This is a genomic window from Mesorhizobium sp. M6A.T.Cr.TU.016.01.1.1 (genome assembly GCF_003952585.1).
In the GTDB taxonomy this organism is placed as follows: Bacteria; Pseudomonadota; Alphaproteobacteria; order Rhizobiales; family Rhizobiaceae; genus Mesorhizobium; species Mesorhizobium mediterraneum.
On record NZ_CP034452.1, the window covers coordinates 2,267,635 to 2,289,173 of the forward strand.

At 63.2% G+C, this 21,539-nt stretch carries 21 protein-coding genes; 11 read left to right on the forward strand and 10 right to left on the reverse strand.

Annotated features, from left to right (window positions below; genetic code table 11):
- Positions 1-15: 15 nt before the first annotated feature.
- The 7 genes from EJ075_RS10705 to EJ075_RS10735 form a co-directional block, all read right to left on the reverse strand.
- Entirely contained in the window at positions 16-636 is a 621-nt protein-coding gene (locus EJ075_RS10705) for a pyridoxamine 5'-phosphate oxidase family protein (RefSeq protein ID WP_095484880.1), read from the reverse strand.
- Positions 637-652: 16 nt separating this feature from the next.
- Positions 653-1,327 carry a septation protein A gene (locus tag EJ075_RS10710; RefSeq protein ID WP_095484881.1) on the reverse strand — a complete coding sequence of 225 codons (675 nt, stop codon included), beginning with the start codon at positions 1,325-1,327 and terminating at the stop codon, positions 653-655.
- A 61-nt stretch (positions 1,328-1,388) separates the two neighbouring features.
- Positions 1,389-3,089: a signal recognition particle-docking protein FtsY gene (ftsY, locus tag EJ075_RS10715; RefSeq protein WP_126104337.1), complete on the reverse strand. Its 1,701-nt coding sequence runs from the start codon at positions 3,087-3,089 to the stop codon at positions 1,389-1,391.
- Between the two features lie 11 nt (positions 3,090-3,100).
- The gene (mtaB, locus tag EJ075_RS10720) at positions 3,101-4,402 is read right to left on the reverse strand and encodes a tRNA (N(6)-L-threonylcarbamoyladenosine(37)-C(2))-methylthiotransferase MtaB (RefSeq protein ID WP_126104338.1); all 1,302 of its coding nucleotides are present in this window, start codon (positions 4,400-4,402) and stop codon (positions 3,101-3,103) included.
- A complete protein-coding gene (gene dapF / locus EJ075_RS10725; RefSeq protein WP_095484883.1) occupies positions 4,402-5,286 on the reverse strand; it encodes a diaminopimelate epimerase in 885 nt (294 codons plus the stop codon). The genes mtaB and dapF overlap by 1 nt, the downstream gene beginning before the upstream one ends.
- A gap of 122 nt (positions 5,287-5,408) precedes the next feature.
- On the reverse strand, positions 5,409-5,570 hold the full coding sequence (locus EJ075_RS10730) for a DUF1328 family protein (protein WP_095484884.1): 162 nt from the start codon (positions 5,568-5,570) through the stop codon (positions 5,409-5,411).
- Between the two features lie 120 nt (positions 5,571-5,690).
- Positions 5,691-6,701: an MBL fold metallo-hydrolase gene (locus EJ075_RS10735; protein ID WP_095484885.1), complete on the reverse strand. Its 1,011-nt coding sequence runs from the start codon at positions 6,699-6,701 to the stop codon at positions 5,691-5,693.
- Positions 6,702-6,996: 295 nt separating this feature from the next.
- On the opposite strand from EJ075_RS10735, the gene EJ075_RS10740 reads away from it, so the two are divergent.
- Positions 6,997-7,548: an AprI/Inh family metalloprotease inhibitor gene (locus tag EJ075_RS10740; RefSeq protein ID WP_095484886.1), complete on the forward strand. Its 552-nt coding sequence runs from the start codon at positions 6,997-6,999 to the stop codon at positions 7,546-7,548.
- 183 nt (positions 7,549-7,731) lie between these two features.
- Positions 7,732-8,934 (forward strand): cell division protein ZapE, encoded by a 1,203-nt coding sequence (zapE, locus tag EJ075_RS10745; RefSeq protein ID WP_126104339.1) that lies wholly within the window; start codon positions 7,732-7,734, stop codon positions 8,932-8,934.
- Here zapE and EJ075_RS10750 read toward each other — a convergent pair.
- Positions 8,931-9,359, reverse strand: a complete 429-nt coding sequence (locus tag EJ075_RS10750; protein WP_095484888.1) for a GNAT family N-acetyltransferase — start codon at positions 9,357-9,359, stop codon at positions 8,931-8,933. The two genes, zapE and EJ075_RS10750, sit on opposite strands and share 4 nt — an antisense overlap.
- A gap of 239 nt (positions 9,360-9,598) precedes the next feature.
- Between EJ075_RS10750 and mdh the strand changes: the two genes are divergently transcribed.
- From mdh to lpdA, 9 genes are all read left to right on the forward strand, one after another.
- Positions 9,599-10,567: a malate dehydrogenase gene (gene mdh, locus EJ075_RS10755; protein WP_095484889.1), complete on the forward strand. Its 969-nt coding sequence runs from the start codon at positions 9,599-9,601 to the stop codon at positions 10,565-10,567.
- A 31-nt stretch (positions 10,568-10,598) separates the two neighbouring features.
- Positions 10,599-11,792: an ADP-forming succinate--CoA ligase subunit beta gene (gene sucC / locus EJ075_RS10760; RefSeq protein WP_126104340.1), complete on the forward strand. Its 1,194-nt coding sequence runs from the start codon at positions 10,599-10,601 to the stop codon at positions 11,790-11,792.
- 4 nt (positions 11,793-11,796) lie between these two features.
- Positions 11,797-12,168 (forward strand): cupin domain-containing protein, encoded by a 372-nt coding sequence (locus EJ075_RS10765; protein WP_095484891.1) that lies wholly within the window; start codon positions 11,797-11,799, stop codon positions 12,166-12,168.
- 64 nt (positions 12,169-12,232) lie between these two features.
- Entirely contained in the window at positions 12,233-13,135 is a 903-nt protein-coding gene (sucD, locus tag EJ075_RS10770) for a succinate--CoA ligase subunit alpha (protein ID WP_095484892.1), read from the forward strand.
- A 123-nt stretch (positions 13,136-13,258) separates the two neighbouring features.
- A complete protein-coding gene (locus EJ075_RS10775) occupies positions 13,259-16,246 on the forward strand; it encodes a 2-oxoglutarate dehydrogenase E1 component (protein WP_126104341.1) in 2,988 nt (995 codons plus the stop codon).
- Positions 16,247-16,296: 50 nt separating this feature from the next.
- Positions 16,297-17,598 (forward strand): 2-oxoglutarate dehydrogenase complex dihydrolipoyllysine-residue succinyltransferase, encoded by a 1,302-nt coding sequence (odhB, locus tag EJ075_RS10780; protein ID WP_126104342.1) that lies wholly within the window; start codon positions 16,297-16,299, stop codon positions 17,596-17,598.
- Positions 17,599-17,655: 57 nt separating this feature from the next.
- Positions 17,656-18,153 (forward strand): hypothetical protein, encoded by a 498-nt coding sequence (locus EJ075_RS10785; RefSeq protein ID WP_126107304.1) that lies wholly within the window; start codon positions 17,656-17,658, stop codon positions 18,151-18,153.
- The gene (locus EJ075_RS10790; protein ID WP_126104343.1) at positions 18,150-18,905 is read left to right on the forward strand and encodes an SDR family oxidoreductase; all 756 of its coding nucleotides are present in this window, start codon (positions 18,150-18,152) and stop codon (positions 18,903-18,905) included. The genes EJ075_RS10785 and EJ075_RS10790 overlap by 4 nt, the downstream gene beginning before the upstream one ends.
- 40 nt (positions 18,906-18,945) lie before the next feature.
- On the forward strand, positions 18,946-20,352 hold the full coding sequence (gene lpdA / locus EJ075_RS10795; RefSeq protein WP_126104344.1) for a dihydrolipoyl dehydrogenase: 1,407 nt from the start codon (positions 18,946-18,948) through the stop codon (positions 20,350-20,352).
- 594 nt (positions 20,353-20,946) lie between these two features.
- Here the strand turns inward: lpdA and EJ075_RS10805 are convergent.
- Positions 20,947-21,162 carry a hypothetical protein gene (locus EJ075_RS10805; RefSeq protein WP_126104345.1) on the reverse strand — a complete coding sequence of 72 codons (216 nt, stop codon included), beginning with the start codon at positions 21,160-21,162 and terminating at the stop codon, positions 20,947-20,949.
- A gap of 169 nt (positions 21,163-21,331) precedes the next feature.
- Complete coding sequence (locus EJ075_RS10810; protein WP_245458136.1) at positions 21,332-21,529, reverse strand: hypothetical protein; 198 nt, start codon at positions 21,527-21,529, stop codon at positions 21,332-21,334.
- Positions 21,530-21,539 lie beyond the last annotated feature (10 nt).

Consider the following 21,539-nt stretch of genomic DNA (forward strand, 5'->3'; position numbering starts at 1 on the left):
CATGTCCGAAACAGTCTACCACATGGTGTGTTTGTATTCGTCATCCAGCCAGCGGTCGGTCGCCTCGGCCGAATCGGCGAGCGCCAACTGGTCGCGCAGGATCTGGCCGAGCGTCGGCAGCGTCGCGCGGTCGTACCAGCTTTCGGGCTTCCACAAATCGGAGCGCATGAAAGCCTTGGCGCAGTGCATGTAGGCGGCCTTGACCGTCACCAGGACGACGCTTTGCGGTTCCTTGCCGTCGACCGCGAGCCGCTCGCGCAAGCCCGCATCGACGGTGATGCGAGCATCGCCGTTGACGCGCAGCGTCTCGTTCATGCCTGGAATGAGAAAGAGCAGCCCGACCGAGGGGTTGATAAGAATGTTCTCAAGCGTGTCGAGCCGGTTGTTGCCGGGCCGGTCGGGGATGGCGATGGTCCTCTCGTCGAGCACGACGGCAAAGCCGGGCTTGTCGCCCTTCGGCGTCACATCGGCATTGCCGGCGCCGTCGGAGGAGCCGATCAGCACGAAGGGGCTTTTGCCGATGAAAGAACGGCTGTGACCATCCAGCGCCTTCAATTCCTTGCGGATAGAGCCGTCGGTCGGCCGAGGCGTCTTGTAGATCGTTCTCAGCTCTTCGCGCGTGGTGACGAATTCCATGCCCTCTCCCCAACTGTTACTTGCCGGCCTTCTCTTCTTTTCCGGGCTTGCCTTCAAGCGAATGGCGCATGATCAGCGGCATCTGGCTGAAGGTGAAAAGAAGCGTGATCGGCATGATTCCCCAAACCTTGAAGGTAACCCATGCGTCGGTGGAAAAATTCCGCCAGACCACTTCGTTGACAAGGGCCAGGAACAGGAAAAACAGGCCCCAGCGGAAGGTGAGTTTCTTCCAGCCTTCGGCATCGAGGCTGAAGGCCGAATCGAAGACGTAGCCGAGCAGCGATTTGCCGAAGAACAGGCCGCCGAGCAGGACGCCGCCGAACAGCATGTTGACGATGGTCGGCTTCATCTTGATGAAGATGTCGTCCTGCAGATAGAGCGTCAGCGCGCCGAAGACGAACACCACGACGCCCGACACCATCGGCATGATCGGCAAGGTGCGGGTGAGCAGCCAGGAGGCGATCAGCGCGATCGCGGTGGCCGCCATGAACAGGCCGGTGGCGACGAAGATCGGCCCGCCGAATTCGGCCAGCGCCGGAAATTTCTGCGTCAGCCACGCGCCACGCGCGTTGGCAAAGAAGAACACCATCAGCGGGCCGAGCTCCAGCACCAGCTTGAGCAGCGGATTGACGCCTTCCTTCTTCTGTTTCTGTGGGTCGGACGGGTCGCGTTCGAGGATGGGCGGGTTCATAGGCTTCCTTCTTACGCACGATCCTGTCCAAAAAGTCTGCAACTTTTTGGGATCATGCTTGTTAGGCCACTCCAGCGATCGCCCTGGCGAACTCGCTTGCGGAGAAAGGTTCGAGGTCGTCGACTTGTTCGCCGACGCCGATGAAATAAACCGGCAATTTGTGCTTTGCCGCGATCGCCACCAGAATACCGCCGCGTGCCGTGCCGTCCAGCTTGGTCATCACCAGGCCATTGACGCCGGCGACATTGCGGAAGATCTCGACCTGGTTGAGCGCGTTCTGGCCGGTGGTGGCGTCGACCGTCTGCAGCACGGTGTGCGGCGCCTCCGGATCGAGCTTGCCCAGCACCCGAACTATCTTTTCCAGTTCCGCCATCAGCTCGGTCTTGTTCTGCAACCGCCCGGCGGTGTCGATGATCAGCACGTCGGAGCCGGCTTGCTTGGCCTGTTCGAAGGCGTCGTAAGCGAGGCCGGCGGCGTCGGCGCCAAGCTTCGAGGCGATGACCGGCGATTTGGTGCGCTCGCCCCAGATCTTCAACTGCTCAATCGCGGCGGCGCGGAACGTGTCGCCGGCTGCGAGCATCACCGACAGGCCGCCATCGGTCAGCTTTGCCGCCAGCTTGCCGATGGTTGTGGTCTTGCCGGTGCCGTTGACGCCGACGACAAGGATGACATGCGGCTTGTGACTGAGATCAAGCTCCAGCGGCATGGCGACGTGGGTCAGCACCTTCTCCACCTCCGTCGCCATGATGGCGCGGACTTCCGTCTCGGAGACGTCCTTGCCGTAGCGGCTGGCGGCCAGCGAATCGGTGATGCGCAATGCCGTCTCCATGCCGAGATCGGCGCGGATCAGCACGTCCTCGAGATCCTGCAGCGTGTCCTCGTCCAGCTTGCGCTTGGTGAAGACGCCGGCGATGTTGCCGGACAGTTCCCGGGAAGAGCGGGCAAGCCCCTCCTTCATACGCTGGAACCACGAGCGTTTCGGTGCCGGTTCCGGCGCCTTCTGTGGCTGGGCTTTCTGCTCGACCTTCTTGGTTACGGTCACCTTGCCGGGGGCTGGCTTTGGCTCCGGCGGTGGTTGCGGAACGGCCTCCGGCTCCGGTGCGATCTCAGCAAGGATTGGCTTTGCCTCGACCGGCGCCGGCTGGCGAATGGGGGGCGGGATTTCGGCCGGCGGCGCCTCAGGCTTGGGCGCCGTTGAGGGGATCTCGGCGGGCGGCGCCGGCATGTCGACGGGCGCCGGCTCAGGCCGTTTTTCCGGCTGGGATGGGGCGACTTCTGGTGGCTGAGGCTCTGGTGCAGGAGCCGGCTCAGGGATGACGGGAACGGCCGGGATTTCCTCGGGCGCTGCCTGTTCAGCAGGCGCTTCCGGCTCCGGTTCCAGCTCCTCGACCGGAACCGGCTGGATTTCAGGCTCTGGCGCCGGCTCCTCGGCAGGCGCCTCCGGCTCCTCGATCGGAGCGGGTTCCGGCTGGATGTCTGGCCCGGGCGGAATGGTTGGTGCAGGAGCGGGCGCGGCCTCTTCAACAGGCGCCGGCTGCGGCGCGAGCGGTGCTTCCGCCTCGACTGGCGGCGGAGGCGCAGCTTCTGTTTCGGGCTGACGCTCTTCCCGTTTCAAAAATTCCGGAACGGCCTGCTCAGAAGCCGGTTTCAGCGCCTCCAGCGCATCCCATTTGATCGGCGGCAGAGGTGCCGACTCGTCGATCCGCTCCTCGACCACTTCCTTCTTGCCGAACGAAAATATCTTCTTGAAAAAACCAGCCATGTCTTTGCGTCTCAGGCGACGCTGGCGGCAAGCGGCGCCGCAATCAGTCTGATACCATCATGGCCGGCGATATCAGCCTCAACGATTTCGCCCGGCGCGCCGGCGGAGACCGCGGCGAGCGTAAACCCTTCGGTGCGGCCGAGCCCGTCGCGCTCGACCAGGATCGACTGGCGCGTTCCGGCGAGTGCGGCGAGGTGACTGACATAGGCGGCGCCACCGGCGGCGCGCAGCCGTGCAGCACGCTGCTTGACCACCTCGCGGCGAAGCTGCGGCATGCGCGCCGCGGGGGTGCCTTCGCGCGGTGAAAATGGAAAAACGTGGAGATGCGTCAGCCCGCATTCCTCGACGATCTCCAGCGATTTTTCGAACATGGCGTCCGTCTCGGTCGGGAAGCCGGCGATGATGTCGGCGCCGAAGACGATGCCGGGGCGCAATTTGCGCAAATCCTCGCAAAAACGGATCGACTGATCCCGGTTGTGTCGGCGCTTCATCCGTTTCAGGATCATGTCGTCGCCCGCCTGCAGCGACAGATGCAGATGTGGCATCAGTCGGGGCTCGGTGGCGATCGCGTCGAGCAGATCGTCGTCGGCCTCGATCGAATCGATCGAGGAGAGGCGCAGGCGTTTCACGTCAGGCACCTGCTTGAGGATTGTCTTGACCAATTTGCCGAGTTTCGGGCTGCCCGGCAGGTCGGCGCCGAAGCTGGTCATGTCGACGCCGGTCAGCACGATCTCGGCATAGCCATTGCCGCTCAGCCGCTTGACCTGCTCGACTACGGCGCCCATCGGCACCGAGCGCGAATTGCCGCGGCCATAGGGGATGATGCAGAAGGTGCAGCGGTGGTCGCAGCCGTTCTGCACCTGGACGAAGGCTCGCGCCCGGCCTTCGATGGCGTCGACCATGTGGGCGGCCGTCTCGCGTACCGAAAAGATATCGTTGACGCGAGCCTTCTCGGTATCGTTGACGCCGAAATCCGGCAGCGCGCGATAGGAATTCGCCTTCAGCTTCTCCTCATTGCCGAGGACGAGATCGACCTCGTCCATGGCGACGAAATTCTGCGGCTCGGTCTGCGCGGCGCAGCCGGTGACGATGATGCGGGCGGCCGGGTTCTCGCGGCGGGCCTTGCGGATCGACTGCTTTGCCTGGCGCACCGCCTCGCCGGTGACGGCGCAGGTGTTGAAGATGATGGCGCCGCCTGCCAGCGCGCCAAGGCCGGCGCTTTCCGCCTCGCGCCGCATCACCTCGGATTCGTAGGTGTTCAGCCGGCAGCCGAAGGTAACGACGTCAATGCCCTTCTTGGGAAGAGCGGGCATCAGGCGGCGCTTTCGGTGTCGCGGGCCCACACGCCGGTCGACGGGTCGAAGCTGCCGGAAAATTCCCATTCGGCGGCACCGGTGAGGACGACGTGGTCGTCGCCGCGCCATTCGACATGCAAGGAGCCGCCGCCGGGCGTCACCAAGGAGACGCTGCGTCCGGTCCGCTTGGTGCGGGCGGCAGCGACGACGGCGGCACAAGCCGCCGTGCCGCAGGCCTTGGTCAGGCCGGCGCCGCGCTCCCAGGTGCGGATGACCATCGTCTCGGGCGAGGTCACCTGCGCGATTGTGATGTTGGCGCGTTCGGGGAAGATCGGGTGGTTTTCGAGCAGCGGACCGAAGCGGTCGAGCTCGTAGGACCAGACGTCGCGGTCGACCCAGAAAATGGCGTGCGGATTGCCCATCGACACGACCGAGGGCGAGTGCAGCACAGGCGCGTCGATCGGGCCGATCTGCAGCTCGATCATGCGGGTGTCGCGGAATTCCTCGGCCAGCGGAATATCCTGCCAGCCGAAACGCGGTCTGCCCATGTCGACCGAGATCAGCCCGTCGGCATGTTCCTCGGCGTTGAGGATGCCGGCGACCGTCTCGAAGGCGAATGTCTTCTGGCCGGTCTCGGCAGCAAGCGCTTGCACCACACAGCGCATGCCGTTGCCGCAGGCCTGCGCGCCGGTTCCGTCGGAATTCAATATGTCGATGAAAAAGGCGGTGCCCGGCGTCCTGGCATCGTGGATCGCCATGATCTGATCGAATTTCGTCGCGGCATCGGCGTTGAGCGCAAGGGCGGCAGCCGGCGTCACCCGATCGGCGCGACCGTGCATGTCGGCAACGATGATCTCGTTGCCGATGCCGTTCATCTTGGCGAAGGGGACAGTGCTTGCCATGGATCGAAAGGTCTCATGCCGGTTTGGCGCCTATATGGCGGATACCGGCCGAAATTACCAGTGCGCGGACATTTTGAATCCGCGCATCGTGCTTTCCAAAAATCGATTTTCGGGCCGATGCGCTACGTCACCGCGAAGACGCCGAGCATGACCAGCAGGAAGATGATCAGCACGATGCCGATGAGGATACGGGCACCGGTGGCGGCAGCTCCGGCCAAGGCCGGCATGCCGAGCAGGCTTGCCGCGGCCGCGATGATCAGAAGAATGATGATCCATTTGATCATGAGAAAAAACCTCGCGGCCGACGGTTGTGGAAACTACCTACAAACGCGTCTGCGATGGCTTGGGTTCCGATTCCTTGGATTTGCCTGGAAATTCCCTGCGCCGCGAAGCCGGTCGCCTGCCTAGGCCGTCGGCACGTCCCAGACCTCGCCGGGACGCAAGGCGCGAAAGCGTTCGCGCGGGACGCTCTGGTCATCCAGGGCCTCACCAAGCTTTCTTGCCGGCTCGTCGATCGGCTCGTTGGTGAGCCGGAACGTGCCCCAATGGCAGCCGGCAGCATAGGCGGCGTTGCACAAAAGCATGCCTTGCACCGCCTCCTCAGGGTTCTGGTGGTGTGGCGCCATGAACCAGCGCGGCTCGTAAGCGCCGATCGGCAGGATGGCGAGGCGGAAGCCGCCGTGCCTTTCGGCCATCAGCCGATAGTTGATGCCATCGTGGAAACCGGTGTCGCCGGCGAAATAGATCTTTCCGCCCGGCGTCTTGACCACAAAACCCGCCCACAGCGCCATGCGCCGGTCGCGGGTGCCACGCGCCGACCAGTGGTGCACCGGCTCGACATGGACGGCCACGTCCTTGCCGATGTCGACCCGCTCGCCCCAGTCATGCACGGAGAGCCGCATGCCGGGAACGCCATCTTCGATAATGACGTCGTTGCCGAGTGGCGTCAGCACCAGCGGGTCATGCTTTGTCTTCAGCCGCTTCAGCGTGGCGAGGTCGAGATGGTCGTAGTGATTGTGGCTGACCAATACGAGGTCGATCGGCGGCAGGCTGGAAAACGCGATGCCCGGCAGGTTGACCCGTTTCGGCCCGGCAAAGGAGAGCGGCGAGACGCGCCGCGACCAGACCGGGTCGGTGAGGATATTCAGGCCGGCTGTCTGGATAAGCAGCGTGGAATGGCCGACCATGGTCAGCCTCAGCCCGGGGCCTTCGATCCGCTCGGCCGGCGTGGCCTGATGAAACGGGCTCGGATTCGCCGCTGGCCATTTCGAGCGCTCGCCGCCCAGCTGCCACTTCAAAAGATCGGAAAAACGCGCAGGCAGCTTGCCGTTGGGATTGAAGAACAAGGTGCCGTCGAAATGATCGCTGGGCGGGCCGCTGTAGTAGCGATTGGCGGCTCTTTTTCTTGCAGCCAAGGTTTCGCCTCCGGCAGAGTTCCGTTTCACCAGAGATAGGACCGAAGCCGGCTAGCGCAAGCATCTGGGGCCGAATGCCAAGGGCACGCCTCTCCAGGCAAAACCGCTGTGCACGGTCGGGTCAGACCCACAGGGCAGGCTTTTAGGCGGCACGTATTTTGTGGTAAAGTTGCAACAGATGCTGCCGCAAATGGTATTTTAACCATATCGGGTTGAAATTCTGCCACCTTCTCCATCTTGGTGGGGGAAGACATTGTGCGGACGGCAGCCCCAGCCGGATCGACGGAGGTTTGAAATGGATTTTTCGAAAACCGGTCTGCTGGCCGTATCGCTTGCCGCGCTCGTTGCGAGCGGCTGTTCAACGTCACGGTTCTCATCGATGGACCAGGAGCAGCCAGCGCCGCTGCAAGCCGCGCCCTCCGGCAAGGTAACCGGAAATCAGCTGCCGCCGCCGGCGTCGCCCGGCACGGCCGACCCGTCGAAATTTCCGACGGCGCCGCAAGGCACGCTAAACCCCCAGGTCGCCTCGTTGCCGCCGGACGGAACGGCACCGGCCGGAGCTCCGGATCTTACCGCAGGCAGCGTCGCCGGCGTGTGGAAGGCCAGCGTGTCCGGCCAGAGCTGCCAGGTGGCAACGCCGCAGACGAAATTCGGCGCCGGCTATCGGGCCGGACCGCTGCATTGCCCGGCGCCGATCGACGGCATCAAATCATGGAACGTCGCCGGCAAGCAGCTGACGCTGTATGATGAGAATGGCGGCACGCTGGCACGGCTCTATTCCTCGGGCGGAGAGAAATTCGACGGCCAGACTTCCAACGGCCTGCCGATTTCGCTTACAAGAGGCTGACCCGCCTCCTATTTGTTTTTACGCAATTCCTAGGGAAAACCGCTACACACTTTTCCTGGGATTGCTCTAGAGCAGGATGAATTCAAATTGAGTCGGTCATCCTGCTCTAAGTCTTTTTTTGCGTATGATCTTGTCCGAAAAGTCTGCAACTTTTCGGGATCATACTTCAGAACGACGTGACCGATGCATCTGCGTGACGGCCTTCAGACCCATGCGACCGTCCGGCAGCGCTACGACCATTTGGTCGATACGGGCCTGATCGACCGCGATCCGGCACAGGAGCGGATTGTCGCGGCACTCGACCGGCTGATCGATGAGATTTCGGCAAAGCGGCTGGCGCACAAATCGAGCGCGCTGGGCTGGCTGTTCGCCCGCAAGCGCGAGACGCGCGAGGCCGTCAAGGGCCTCTACATCCATGGCGGCGTCGGCCGCGGCAAGACCATGCTGATGGACATGTTCTTCGAGCTGGTGCCGGTCAGGCGCAAGCGCCGTGTGCACTTCAACGACTTCATGGCCGATGTGCAGGACCGCATCCAGAAGCATCGGCTGGAGCGCAAGAATGGCACCGTCAGGGAAGACGACCCGATCGCGCCGGTGGCCCGCTCGCTGGCCGAGGAAGCCTGGGTGCTGTGCTTCGACGAGTTTTCCGTCACCGACATCGCCGATGCGATGATCCTGTCCCGACTGTTCTCGGCGCTGTTTGCCAACGGCGTCGTGCTGGTCGCCACGTCCAATGTCGCGCCGGAGGATCTCTACCGCGACGGTTTGAACCGCAAGCTTTTCCTACCCTTCATCGGCACCCTGGAGCGGAATGCGCAGGTGCTGGCGCTAGACGCCGACAAGGATTATCGGCTGGACAAGCTCAGCCGCCTGCCGGTCTATGTCACCCCCGCCGATGCCGCCGCCGATGCTGTCCTCGACGAGGCCTGGGAGGTGATGACGCATGGCAGGCCGACGGAGGCGGCGGCGCTGACGGTAAAGGGCAGGCAGATCGTGGTGCCGCGTGCTGCCGGCGATGCGGCGCGGTTTTCTTTTGCCGATCTCTGCGAGAAACCGCACGGCGCCCGCGATTTCCTGGCGATTACCAGCCGCTTCTCGACCATCTTCATCGATCATGTGCCGGTGCTCGGCGAAGGCAGCCGCAACGAGGCCAAGCGCTTCATCCTGCTGATCGACACGCTCTACGATCATCATGTGCGGCTGGTGGTGAGCGCCGCTGCACCGCCACCGCAGCTTTACACGGCCAAGCGCGGCACCGAGGTCTTCGAGTTCGAGCGCACGGCGTCACGGCTGATCGAGATGCAGAGCCACGAATGGCTGGAGGACTGGGCGAAACGGCAGAGTGCGCCGCCGCCGTCGCCGGAAGCGCAACAGGCTCAGGCCTAGAGTCGATAAACATACATGACAAAGCCTTCCGCCTCGCCATGCGGCTCCCTTCGCGCCTCATACAGTGCGCGAGCGGCAACATTGTCCGGCTCGGTGCCGACCCAGGCCTCCTCGCAGCCATGCTCGCGGCCGAGCGCAAACATGGCGTCGAGCATTCTTGTCGCTGTGCCCTGGCGCTGGAAGGCCGGCGCCACGCCGACTTCGTCGATGTAGAGTTCGCTCACCTTGTCCGGATGGCGGTGGATGACGGCAGCGCACTGGCCGACGACCACGCCGTCGGCGAGCGCCACAATCATGAAATGTCCTGGTGAGGCGAGGTAGGCGGCAAGGCGATCAGGCCTCACCGGCTCGTCGAACACGTCTTCGGCGACCCGCATCACAAGGGCGTCATCGCCGGGAAGCAGCCTTCTTATTTCCATCTTCATTGTGTAAATATCCCAAAGTCGGCTTAATTCTTTTGACGCTTACGTAATTCCCGTTGTTTCTAACCGATTGAAATTATTCACTCCGAAATAATCGTTTGAATTTTTTTTGCACCGGGGCTATTGGGTGCGGCGAAATCCCGCGGCTTCCCCGCAGCATTCCGGCCTCCTTCCTCGACGTCGTCATCCCAAGTCGTTAAAGATTGGGGCGCCGTCACAGTCTAAAGGGAAAACATCCTGACATGGCACGCAACAAGATAGCGCTCATCGGCTCGGGCATGATCGGCGGCACGCTCGCCCATATGATCGGCCTCAAGGATCTCGGCGACGTTGTGCTGTTTGATATCGCCGAGGGCATCCCGCAAGGCAAGGGGCTGGATATCGCGCAGTCATCGCCGGTCGATGGGTTCGACTCCAGGCTGACCGGCGTCAACGATTATGCCGGCATCGAGGGCGCCGACGTCTGCATCGTCACCGCCGGCGTGCCGCGCAAGCCGGGCATGAGCCGCGACGACCTTCTCGGCATCAACCTGAAGGTCATGGAGCAGGTTGGCGCGGGTCTCAAGAAATACGCGCCGAAAGCCTTCGTCATCTGCATCACCAACCCGCTCGACGCCATGGTCTGGGCGTTGCAGAAGTTCTCAGGATTGCCGAAGAGCCATGTCGTCGGCATGGCTGGCGTGCTGGACAGCTCGCGCTTCCGCTATTTCCTGGCCGAGGAATTCAAGGTGTCGGTCGAGGATGTCACCGCCTTCGTGCTCGGCGGCCATGGCGATTCCATGGTGCCGATGATCCGCTATTCGACGGTCGCCGGCATCCCGCTGCCCGACCTCATCAAGATGGGCTGGACCTCGAAGGAAAAGCTCGACCAGATCGTGCAGCGCACCCGCGACGGCGGCGCCGAGATCGTCGGCCTGCTCAAGACCGGCTCGGCCTTCTACGCACCGGCCGCCTCGGCGATCGCCATGGCCGAAGCCTATCTCAAGGACAAGAAGCGCGTGCTGCCGTGTGCTGCGCATCTCTCCGGCCAGTATGGTGTCAAGAACACCTATGTCGGCGTGCCGGTGGTGATCGGCGCCGGCGGCGTCGAGCGCATCATCGAGATCGAGCTCAGCAAGCCCGAGCAGAAGATGTTCGACAGTTCGGTGGCGGCGGTGCAGGGCCTGTGCGAGGCCTGCGTCAAGATCGCTCCGCATCTCGCAGCCAAGTGACCCGCCGCCAAGTGACCCGGAGACAACGCGCATGAACATCCATGAATATCAGGGCAAGGCGCTGCTGAAGGGCTTTGGCGCACCGGTGGCCGAGGGCGTGCCGGTGTTCGAGGCAAGCGAGGCGGAAGCCGCCGCCAAGGCGCTGCCCGGCCCGCTCTATGTGGTGAAGAGCCAGATCCATGCCGGCGGCCGCGGCAAGGGCAAGTTCAAGGAGCTCGGCCCCGACGCCAAGGGTGGCGTCAGGCTGGCGAAGTCGGTCGCCGATGTCGTCGCCAACGCCAACGAGATGCTCGGCCACACGCTGGTCACCAAGCAGACCGGCCCGGCGGGCAAGCAGGTCAACCGCCTCTATATCGAGGACGGCGCCGACATCGACCGCGAGCTCTATCTGTCGCTGCTGGTCGATCGCTCGGTCGGCCGCATCGCCTTCGTCGTTTCGACCGAGGGCGGCATGGACATCGAGGCAGTCGCCCACGACACGCCGGAAAAGATCATCACCGTCGCCATCGACCCGGAAAAGGGCGTGACGGCGAATGATTTGAAAGAACTCAACGGTGCGCTGAGGCTCGACGGCGACGCCGCCAAGGACAGCGAGACGCTGTTCCCGATACTCTACAAGGCCTTCCTGGAGAAGGACATGAGCCTGCTCGAGGTCAACCCGCTGATCGTCATGAAGAACGGCCGGCTGCGCGTGCTCGACGCCAAGGTGTCGTTCGACAACAACGCGCTGTTCCGCCATCCCGACGTGATGGAGCTGCGCGACATCACCGAAGAGGACGAAAAGGAGATCGAGGCGTCGAAATACGACCTCGCCTATGTCGCGCTCGACGGCAATATCGGCTGCATGGTCAATGGTGCCGGCCTTGCCATGGCGACGATGGACATCATCAAGCTCTATGGCGCCGAGCCGGCCAACTTCCTCGATGTCGGCGGCGGCGCGTCGAAGGAGAAGGTGACGGCGGCGTTCAAGATCATCACCAAGGATCCGGCGGTCAAAGGCATCCTGATCAACATTTTTGGCGGCATCATGAAGTGCGATATCATCGCCGAAGGTGTCATCGCAGCAGTCAAGGAAGTTGGGCTGCAGGTGCCGCTGGTGGTGCGGCTGGAAGGCACCAATGCCGAACTCGGCAAGAAGATCATCAATGACAGTGGCCTCAATGTCGTCTCGGCCGACGACCTCGACGATGCCGCGAAGAAAATCGTGGCGGCGGTGAAGGGCTGATCTGGTGCCTCCGCACAAGATAAACCTGGTCGAGGCGGCGGATGCGAAGATCAAAAAGGTCTTCGATCCGCATATCGCCGGCGACGTCAACGATGCCCAAGTCAAGATCGCCAAGTTCGGCGATGTCTTCGACTGGCATGCGCATGACAACGAGGACGAAGCGTTCCTCGTGCTGCGCGGCCGCATCGCCATCGATTTCCGCGACGGCACGGTGGAGCTTGGCAGCGGCGAGTTCATCGTCGTGCCGCGGTCCGTCGAGCACCGCCCGCGCTCGCTGAGCGAGGAGCCGGTGGTGCTGATGTTCGAGCCGGCGACGACACTCAACACCGGCAACGCCAAGAGCGACCTCACCGTCGCCGATCTCAAGCGGCTCTGACCATGGCATCTCTGACGATGACCACGCAGCCTTCCTCGATCAACGGTTTGTAAAAAGGACCACCATGTCCATTCTCGTCGACAAGAACACCAAGGTGCTCGTGCAGGGCCTGACCGGCAAGACCGGCACGTTCCATACGGAGCAGGCGCTGGCCTATCACGGGACGAAAATGGTCGGCGGCATCCACCCCAAGAAGGGCGGCGAGACGTGGACCGGCGCCAAGGGCGAGAGCCTGCCGATCTTTTCCACCGTCGCTGAAGGCAAGGCGAAGACCGGCGCAAACGCTTCTGTCGTCTATGTGCCGCCGGCGGGCGCCGCCGAGGCGATCCTGGAAGCGATCGAAGCCGAGATCCCGCTGATCATCTGCATCACCGAGGGCATCCCGGTGATCGACATGATCAAGGTCAAGGCGCGGCTCGACCGCTCGACATCGCGGCTGATCGGTCCCAACTGTCCGGGCGTGCTGACCCCCAACGAATGCAAGATCGGCATCATGCCCGGCAACATCTTCCGCAAGGGCTCCGTCGGCGTTGTTTCCCGCTCGGGAACGCTTACCTATGAGGCAGTGTTCCAGACCACCAATGTCGGCCTCGGCCAGACCACCGCCGTCGGCATCGGTGGCGACCCTGTCAAAGGCACGGAGTTCATCGACGTGCTGGAGATGTTCCTCGCCGACGACGAGACCCGATCGATCATCATGATCGGCGAGATCGGCGGCTCGGCCGAGGAAGACGCCGCGCAGTTCCTCAAGGACGAAGCCAAGCGTGGCCGCAAGAAGCCGATGGCCGGTTTCATCGCCGGGCGCACGGCGCCGGCCGGGCGCACCATGGGCCATGCGGGCGCCGTCATCTCCGGCGGCAAGGGCGGCGCCGAGGACAAGATCGCGGCGATGGAATCGGCCGGGATAAAAGTTTCGCCCTCGCCGGCCCGGCTCGGCACGACGCTGGTCGAGGCGATCAAAGGTTAGGGCAGTAAGGGAGTAGGGCAGTAGGGCGGTAGGGACAAGACGAGGGCATTGCCCTACTCCCATACTGCCCTATTGCCCTACTCCCCTCCAAAACAGGAGACGGAGCCAGGCTCCGCTGAAAAAATGGCAAGACAAGATCAGGCCAACGACCAATTTTCGCTTACCTCTTTCCTCTATGGCGGCAATGCCGATTATATCGACGCGCTCTACGCCGCCTATGAGGACGATCCCTCTTCGGTCGACCCCGAATGGCAGGATTTCTTCGCGGCGCTGAAGGACGACGCCGGCGATGTTCGCAAGAATGCCAACGGCGCCTCATGGGCTAAGCCCTCGTGGCCGTTGCAGGCCAATGGCGAGTTGGTGTCGGCGCTCGACGGCAATTGGGGCATCGTCGAGAAGCACATCGAGAAGAAGGTCCAGGACAAGGCGGTGATGAACGGCGTCGCCCTTTCCGACGCCGACGTGCACCAGGCGACGCGCGATTCCGTGCGCGCCATCATGATGATCCGCGCCTACCGCATGCGGGGCCATTTGCACGCCAATCTCGATCCGCTCGGCATCGCCAAGCCGCTCGAGGACTATAACGAGCTATCGCCGGAAAATTACGGCTTCACATCAGCCGATTACGATCGCCCGATTTTCCTCGACAACGTGCTCGGGCTCGAATTCGGCACCATCCGGCAGATGCTCGACATCCTGACCCGCACCTATTGCTCGACGCTCGGCGTCGAGTTCATGCATATTTCCGATCCCGAGGAGAAGGCCTGGATCCAGGCGCGCATCGAGGGCACCGACAAGGAGATCTCCTTCACCGCCACCGGCAAGAAGGCGATCCTGCAGAAGCTGGTCGAGGCCGAAGGTTTCGAGCAGTTCATCGACGTCAAGTACAAGGGCACCAAGCGCTTTGGCCTCGACGGCGCAGAGGCGCTGATCCCGGCACTGGAGCAGATCGTCAAGCGCGGCGGTCAGCTCGGCATGAAGGAGATCGTGCTCGGCATGGCGCATCGCGGCCGGCTGAACGTGCTCTCCCAGGTGATGGCCAAGCCGCACCGCGCCATCTTCCACGAATTCAAGGGCGGCTCGGCCGCACCCGACGAGGTCGAGGGCTCGGGCGACGTGAAGTACCATCTCGGCGCTTCGTCGGACCGCGAGTTCGATGGCAACAAGGTGCACCTGTCGCTGACCGCCAATCCCTCGCACCTGGAAATCGTCGATCCGGTGGTGATGGGCAAGGCGCGGGCCAAGCAGGACTCTCTGTTCGGCCGCAGTCGCGAAGAGATCGTGCCGCTGGAAGAGCGCGCCAAGGTGCTGCCGCTGCTCCTGCATGGCGACGCCGCCTTTGCCGGCCAGGGCGTGATTGCCGAAATCCTCGGCCTGTCGGGCCTGCGCGGGCACCGTGTCGCCGGCACGCTGCATTTCATCATCAACAATCAGATCGGCTTCACCACCAATCCGCGCTTCTCGCGCTCGTCGCCCTATCCGTCGGATGTGGCCAAGATGATCGAGGCGCCGATCTTCCACGTCAATGGCGACGATCCGGAAGCCGTGGTCCATGCCACCAAGGTGGCGATCGAATTCCGCATGAAGTTCCACAAGCCTGTCGTGGTCGACATGTTCTGCTATCGCCGCTTCGGCCACAATGAAGGCGACGAGCCGGCCTTCACCCAGCCGATCATGTACAGCAGCATCCGCAGTCACAAGACGACGGTGCAGATCTATGCCGACCGGCTGATCGCCGAAGGCCACCTTACCCAGGCCGAATTCGACAAGCTCAAGGCCGACTGGCGGGCACATCTCGAGCAGGAATTCGAGGTCGGCCAGCATTACAAGCCCAACAAGGCCGACTGGCTGGATGGCGCCTGGTCTGGCCTGCGCACGGCCGACAACCAGGACGAACAGCGGCGCGGCAAGACCGCCGTGCCGGTCAAGACCCTGAAGGAGATCGGCAAGAAGCTGACCGAGGTGCCGAAGGATTTCGCGGCCCACAAGACGATCATGCGGTTTCTCGAGAACCGCCGCCAGGCGATCGAGTCGGGCGAAGGCATCGACTGGTCGACGGCCGAGGCGTTGGCCTTCGGCGCCATCCTGCTCGACGGCAATCCGGTCCGGCTGTCGGGACAGGATTCGGAGCGTGGCACGTTCTCGCAACGCCATTCCGTGCTCTACGACCAGCGCGACGAGACACGCTACATTCCGCTCAACAATCTGTCGGCGGCGCAGGCCGGCTTCGAGGTCATCAACTCGATGCTGTCGGAAGAGGCCGTGCTCGGTTTCGAATATGGCTACAGCCTGGCCGAGCCGAAGGCGCTGACGCTTTGGGAAGCACAGTTCGGCGATTTCGCCAACGGCGCCCAGGTGGTGTTCGACCAGTTCATATCGTCGGGCGAGCGCAAGTGGCTCAGAATGTCGGGGCTCGTCTGCCTGCTGCCGCATGGCTATGAAGGCCAAGGGCCGGAGCATTCGTCGGCCAGGCTCGAGCGCTTTCTGCAGCTTTGCGCCGAAGACAACATGCAGGTGGCCTACTGCACGACGCCGGCCAACTACTTCCACATCCTGCGCCGGCAGTTGAAGCGGGATTTCCGCAAGCCGCTGATCCTGATGACGCCGAAGTCGCTGCTGCGCCACAAGCGGGCGGTGTCGACGCTGCCGGAGATGTCGGGCGAAAGCGCGTTCCACCGGCTGTTGTGGGACGATGCCCAGCAGCTCCCCGGCCAGGCGATCAAGCTCACCAAGGATTCGAAGATCCGCCGCGTCGTGCTCTGCTCGGGCAAGGTCTATTACGACCTCTACGAGGAGCGCGAGAAGCGCGGCATCAACGACATTTATCTGCTGCGCGTCGAACAGCTCTATCCGTTCCCGGCCAAGGCGCTGATCACCGAACTGTCACGCTTCCGCAACGCCGAGATGGTGTGGTGCCAGGAGGAGCCCAAGAACATGGGCGCCTGGTCGTTCATCGATCCCTATCTGGAATGGGTGCTGGCGCATATCGACGCCAAGCATCAGCGGGTGCGCTATACCGGCCGGCCGGCCGCCGCGTCGCCGGCGACCGGATTGATGTCGAAGCATCTCGCCCAGCTTGCCGCCTTGCTCGAAGACGCGCTCGGTGAATAGAACAGAGCTCGGCGAATAGAACAGAACCGACAGAAAAACGGACAGGCACAATGGCTACCGAAATCCGCGTCCCCACTCTTGGCGAATCCGTCACCGAGGCGACCATCGGCAAATGGTTCAAGAAGGTGGGCGACGCGATCGCCACCGACGAGCCGCTGGTCGAGCTCGAAACCGACAAGGTAACGGTGGAAGTGCCGGCCGCGGCCGCAGGAACGCTCAGCGAGATCGCGGTCAAGGAAGGCGAGACGGTCGAGGTCGGCGCTTTGCTCGGCATGATTTCGGCAGGCGACGGGGCAAAAGCGGCAGCGCCCGCGAAGGCGTCAACTTCCGAACCGAGGCAGGACGCGGTATCGCAAGCCTCGGCACCGACCGCCGCATCAACCGTCAAGCAAGCCGCGGCCGAAACCGCCAAGATCGCCGGCGATGCCGGGCCAATCGAGGCGCGCACGATGCCGCCGGCGCCAGCGGCGGCGAAGCTGCTGGCCGAGAGCAATCTCGCGGTCGACCAGGTCTCGGGTTCCGGCAAGCGCGGCCAGGTGCTGAAGGGCGACGTGCTCGACGCAATCGCCAGGGGCGCGCCGTCGCAACCGGCTGAGACGCCGAAGGCGCCTGCACCGGTCGCTGCCCGTGCGCCGTCCTCGGCCGATGACGCATCACGCGAAGAGCGTGTGCGCATGACCAAGCTGCGGCAAACCATCGCGCGCCGCCTCAAGGAAGCGCAGTCGACCGCCGCCATGCTGACCACCTTCAACGAGGTGGACATGAGCGCGGTGATGGCGCTCAGGACCAAATACAAGGATGTGTTCGAGAGGAAGCACGGCGTGAAGCTGGGCTTCATGGGCTTCTTCACCAAGGCCGTCACCCATGCGCTGAAGGAGATCCCTTCGGTCAATGCCGAGATCGACGGCACCGACATCATCTTCAAGAACTACGCCCATATCGGCGTCGCCGTCGGCACCGAAAAAGGCCTTGTCGTGCCTGTGGTGCGCGATGCCGACCAGATGTCGATCGCCGAGATCGAGAAGGATATCGGCCGGCTGGGCATCGCCGCGCGTGACGGCAAGCTGTCGGTGGCGGATATGCAAGGAGGCACGTTTACGATTTCCAACGGCGGCGTTTACGGGTCGCTGATGTCGACGCCGATCCTCAACGCGCCGCAGTCGGGCATTCTGGGCATGCACAAGATCCAGGAGCGGCCGGTGGTGGTCGGCGGCCAGATCGTGATCCGGCCGATGATGTATCTGGCGCTCTCCTACGATCATCGCATCGTCGATGGCAAGGAAGCGGTGACCTTCCTGGTGCGGGTCAAGGAAAGCCTGGAGGATCCGGAACGGCTGGTGCTCGATCTCTAAGGGTCGGTCGAGGTGAGCCGGAGAATGGATCTGCGCCACCGAACGAGCTTCTCTCGGTTGCGCTCCGGATTGTTTTTCACGCTGTGCGTGGCCGGCCTTGCGCTGACGGCATCGACGGCGCACGCCGCCTGCCCGCTTGAGCTCGCCGTCTATGGCGATGCCGAACACGTCGCCGAGATCGATTTCAGGCCGACCATGGAATCGGCTGTTGTCACCAACACGTTCAAGATGGTGCTCGACAACAGTGTCGTGCTCGACGGCATCGTCATGTGGACGGAAGGCGTGGCGCGGCCGCATGGTTCGCTGATGTACAAATGCCCGACAGGCGACGTCACCGGCGACGAACTTGCCGCTTGCACGGTGTGGGAGGGGGTCGTCTACAGTGCTGACGACAAGGGCAACATCGCTCTGCTGCCAGCCGAAGGCGTGGCCGCGCCGAAGACTCTTATCTTTCCCGACCTCGGACCGTCGCTGCAGATGTCGGCCGCCTATGGCACCAACGGGTTTTCGAAAGTGCCGTGGGATGTTTTTTCGTTGAAGGGCTGTCAGGAATGAGCGCGACCAAAAAAGTGCTGCTGGTGACCGGCGGCAGCCGCGGCATCGGCGCCGCCACGTCCAGGCTTGCCGCCAAGGCTGGATACCGTGTTGTGGTCAACTATGCCTCGAATGAGGCTGCTGCCACGGCGCTTGTCGAGGCAATCGCGCAGGATGGCGGCGAAGCGTTGGCCATCAAGGGCGACGTCGGCAGCGAGGCCGATATTCAGGCGATGTTCGAGAGGATTGATGGCACCTTCGGCTCGCTCGATGCGCTCGTCAACAATGCTGGCGTGGTCGACCGGAGGGCGCGTGTCGACGAAATGAGCGGAGCACGGCTGGAGCGCATGATGCGCGTCAACATCATTGGCTCCATGCTCTGTGCCCGCGAAGCGGTGAAGCGCATGTCGACCAGCCATGGCGGCAAGGGCGGCGCTATCGTGAATATCTCCTCGATTGCTGCGAGAATTGGCGGGCCGGGCGAATATGTCGACTACGCCGCCTCGAAGGGTGCGATCGATTCCTTCACCATTGGCCTGGCGCGCGAAGTGGCCGGCGAAAGCATTCGCGTCAACGCGGTCAGTCCAGGCATCATCGACACCGAAATTCACGCCTCGGGCGGGCAGCCGGATCGCGTCGAGAGGATGCGTCACCTCGTGCCCATGCAGAGGGCGGGAACCGCCGAAGAGGTCGCCGCGGCAATTCTTTGGCTCCTGTCGGACGGGGCGTCCTTTACGACAGGCGCGAATTTGGAAGTGGGCGGCGGCCGCTAATCCCAGCCAAGGCTGAGTGCCAGACCAGAAGGATAGTATCATGGCTTATGACGTCGTTATCATCGGATCGGGACCGGGCGGCTATGTCTGCGCCATCAAGGCGGCACAGCTCGGCCTGAAGACGGCGGTGGTCGAGAAGAACCCGACCTTCGGCGGCACCTGCCTCAACATCGGCTGCATTCCGTCCAAGGCGCTGCTGCATGCCTCCGAGATGTTCGCCGAGGCCGGCCATTCCTTCGACACGCTGGGCGTCGAGATCGGCGCGCCGAAGCTCAATCTCGGGAAGATGATGGCGCACAAGGACGCGACCGTGGCGTCCAACGTCAACGGCGTCGCCTTCCTGTTCAAGAAGAACAAGATCGACTCGTTTCGCGGCACCGGCAAGGTCTTGTCCGCCGGCAAGGTGTCGGTGACCGGCGAGGACGGCAAGGTCGAGGAGATCGAGACCAGGAACATCGTCATCGCCACCGGTTCCGACGTCGCCGGCATTCCCGGCGTCAAGGTCGACATCGACGAGAAGGTGATCATGTCCTCGACCGGCGCGTTGGCGCTGGACAAGGTGCCGGGCCATCTTGTGGTGGTCGGCGGCGGCGTCATCGGGCTGGAGCTCGGCTCGGTATGGGCGCGGCTCGGCGCCAAGGTCACCGTCGTCGAGTTCCTCGACACCATACTGGGCGGCATGGACGGCGAGGTCGCCAAACAGTTCCAGCGCATGCTGTCCAAGCAAGGCATCGAATTCAGGCTCGGCGCCAAGGTGACCGGTGTCGCCAAGGCCAAGAAGGGTGTCACCGTCACCTTCGAGCCGGTCAAGGGGGGTGCTGCCGAGACCATCGAGGCGGATGCGGTGCTGATCGCGACGGGACGTCGGGCCTATTCGGACAGTCTCGGGCTGAAGGAAGCCGGCGTCGATGTCGACGAGCGCGGCCGGGTCAAGACGGACGGCCATCTCAAGACCAATGTGCCCGGCATCTACGCCATCGGCGACGTCATCGCCGGGCCGATGCTCGCCCACAAGGCCGAGGACGAGGGGGTGGCGGTGGCCGAGACCATCGCCGGCCAGGCCGGCCATGTGAACTACGAGGTGATCCCGAACGTCGTCTACACCAGTCCGGAAATCGCCTCGGTCGGCAAGACCGAGGAAGAGCTGAAGGCGGCCGGCATCGACTATAAGGCCGGCAAGTTTCCGTTCAGCGCCAATGGCCGGGCGCGCGCCATGCTGCATACCGACGGCTTCGTGAAGATCCTGGCGGACAAGCAGAGCGATCGCGTGCTCGGCGTCCACATCGTCGGCTTCGGCGCCGGCGAGATGATCCACGAGGCGGCGGTGCTGATGGAGTTCGGCGGCTCGTCGGAAGATCTTGCCCGCACCTGCCACGCCCATCCGACGATGTCGGAGGCGGTGAAGGAAGCGGCACTGGCGACCTTCTTCAAGCCGATCCATATGTAGGCCGTCCTAGAGCGGTTCAGCTTTTGATAGAATCGCCGAACCGCTCTAAGTCTTTGTTTTTACGCAATTCCGGACGGAAAACCGCTGCGCACTTTTCCTGGAATTGCTCTAAGCTACTCCGGCAGCCATCTGATGGCTCAAAGCAAAACGGCCCGCTTTTCAGCGGGCCGTTCGTATTTGAAGTCAGCAGCCGATCACTGCGCCGGGGCTGGTGCGGGCGCCGGAGCAGGCGCTGGCTCTGCAGGCGCCGGAGCCGGTGCAGGTGCAGGCGCCGGAGCAGGCTCTGCGGGTGCCGGGGCTGGCGCAGGTTCTGCCGGGGCCGGGGCAGGTGCCGGTTCTGCGGGCGCCGGGGCCGGTGCAGGCGCCGGTTCTGCGGGCGCTGGGGCTGGCGTGCTGGCGGCCGGCGGCTCAGCAGGCGCGGGCGTTTCACCGCTTCTTCCAAAAATATAGTAAGCGACAATAGCCAGGATAACGACAACCAGGGCAATCAGCCAGCCGCTGCCGCCGCCACCCGACTTGGGAGGGGGGGTCGGAGTGGTGTACGGGTCGTTTGGATTCGCCATAAAAGTGTCCTCCGTGGATGAAAAGTATCAATCAACACAAATCAACGCGCAATCGTTGAACAGGTTTCACGCTAGGTATCGAAAACGCCGAAAACAGGGCAATCTGCGCCTGGAATCGTTTGTCCGCACGCATTTCCCTCGCAAAATTGGCGGAGATCGAGCCAAAACGAGCCTTTTCAGCCATCCTGCACCAAGACCGGACCGCCGCCCTCGCGTCCTGATTCGGGAAGGCATCGATCGGAATCATGTCTTCCTGGTCCGCAACTCAACCGTGCAACTCAGTAAACGACGTCAGGGTTCAGGCGGCCTTGCGGAAATCTTCGACGAGACCTCCCCGTCGGGAGGATGCAGGGCGTCATGAAGGCAGCGAGGGATCGGCCCGGCATGATCGATAACTTGTTGGGGCCGGCGAAAAGTCATTTTCTCGATGCGGCGCAGCCCGCCGGACTCGACGGCATGTCGGCGCCGCCGCAAGCCGGGCTCCCGGCGTGCGCCTTGCCGGCCGCGAGCAACGCGACGACGAAAAAAGAGACAAGAAACAGGGCGTTGAGTACCACAAGCAGCTTCAGCGACACAAAAGCCGCGCGGTCGGTAATGGCGATGACGCGTTTCATGGCTCTTTCT

What these genes read in the sequence shown, in the direction of transcription:
- EJ075_RS10750 (WP_095484888.1), bottom strand. Translation starts at nt 9,359, where the DNA reads ATGAAGATGGAAATAAGAAGGCTGCTTCCCGGCGATGACGCCCTTGTG.
- dapF (WP_095484883.1), bottom strand. Translation starts at nt 5,286, where the DNA reads ATGGCAAGCACTGTCCCCTTCGCCAAGATGAACGGCATCGGCAACGAG.
- mdh (WP_095484889.1), top strand. Translation starts at nt 9,599, where the DNA reads ATGGCACGCAACAAGATAGCGCTCATCGGCTCGGGCATGATCGGCGGC.
- EJ075_RS10805 (WP_126104345.1), bottom strand. Translation starts at nt 21,162, where the DNA reads ATGATTCCGATCGATGCCTTCCCGAATCAGGACGCGAGGGCGGCGGTC.
- lpdA (WP_126104344.1), top strand. Translation starts at nt 18,946, where the DNA reads ATGGCTTATGACGTCGTTATCATCGGATCGGGACCGGGCGGCTATGTC.
- sucC (WP_126104340.1), top strand. Translation starts at nt 10,599, where the DNA reads ATGAACATCCATGAATATCAGGGCAAGGCGCTGCTGAAGGGCTTTGGC.
- ftsY (WP_126104337.1), bottom strand. Translation starts at nt 3,089, where the DNA reads ATGGCTGGTTTTTTCAAGAAGATATTTTCGTTCGGCAAGAAGGAAGTG.
- EJ075_RS10775 (WP_126104341.1), top strand. Translation starts at nt 13,259, where the DNA reads ATGGCAAGACAAGATCAGGCCAACGACCAATTTTCGCTTACCTCTTTC.
- EJ075_RS10730 (WP_095484884.1), bottom strand. Translation starts at nt 5,570, where the DNA reads ATGATCAAATGGATCATCATTCTTCTGATCATCGCGGCCGCGGCAAGC.
- EJ075_RS10705 (WP_095484880.1), bottom strand. Translation starts at nt 636, where the DNA reads ATGGAATTCGTCACCACGCGCGAAGAGCTGAGAACGATCTACAAGACG.
- mtaB (WP_126104338.1), bottom strand. Translation starts at nt 4,402, where the DNA reads ATGCCCGCTCTTCCCAAGAAGGGCATTGACGTCGTTACCTTCGGCTGC.
- odhB (WP_126104342.1), top strand. Translation starts at nt 16,297, where the DNA reads ATGGCTACCGAAATCCGCGTCCCCACTCTTGGCGAATCCGTCACCGAG.
- EJ075_RS10740 (WP_095484886.1), top strand. Translation starts at nt 6,997, where the DNA reads ATGGATTTTTCGAAAACCGGTCTGCTGGCCGTATCGCTTGCCGCGCTC.
- zapE (WP_126104339.1), top strand. Translation starts at nt 7,732, where the DNA reads ATGCATCTGCGTGACGGCCTTCAGACCCATGCGACCGTCCGGCAGCGC.
- EJ075_RS10710 (WP_095484881.1), bottom strand. Translation starts at nt 1,327, where the DNA reads ATGAACCCGCCCATCCTCGAACGCGACCCGTCCGACCCACAGAAACAG.
- sucD (WP_095484892.1), top strand. Translation starts at nt 12,233, where the DNA reads ATGTCCATTCTCGTCGACAAGAACACCAAGGTGCTCGTGCAGGGCCTG.
- EJ075_RS10810 (WP_245458136.1), bottom strand. Translation starts at nt 21,529, where the DNA reads ATGAAACGCGTCATCGCCATTACCGACCGCGCGGCTTTTGTGTCGCTG.
- EJ075_RS10790 (WP_126104343.1), top strand. Translation starts at nt 18,150, where the DNA reads ATGAGCGCGACCAAAAAAGTGCTGCTGGTGACCGGCGGCAGCCGCGGC.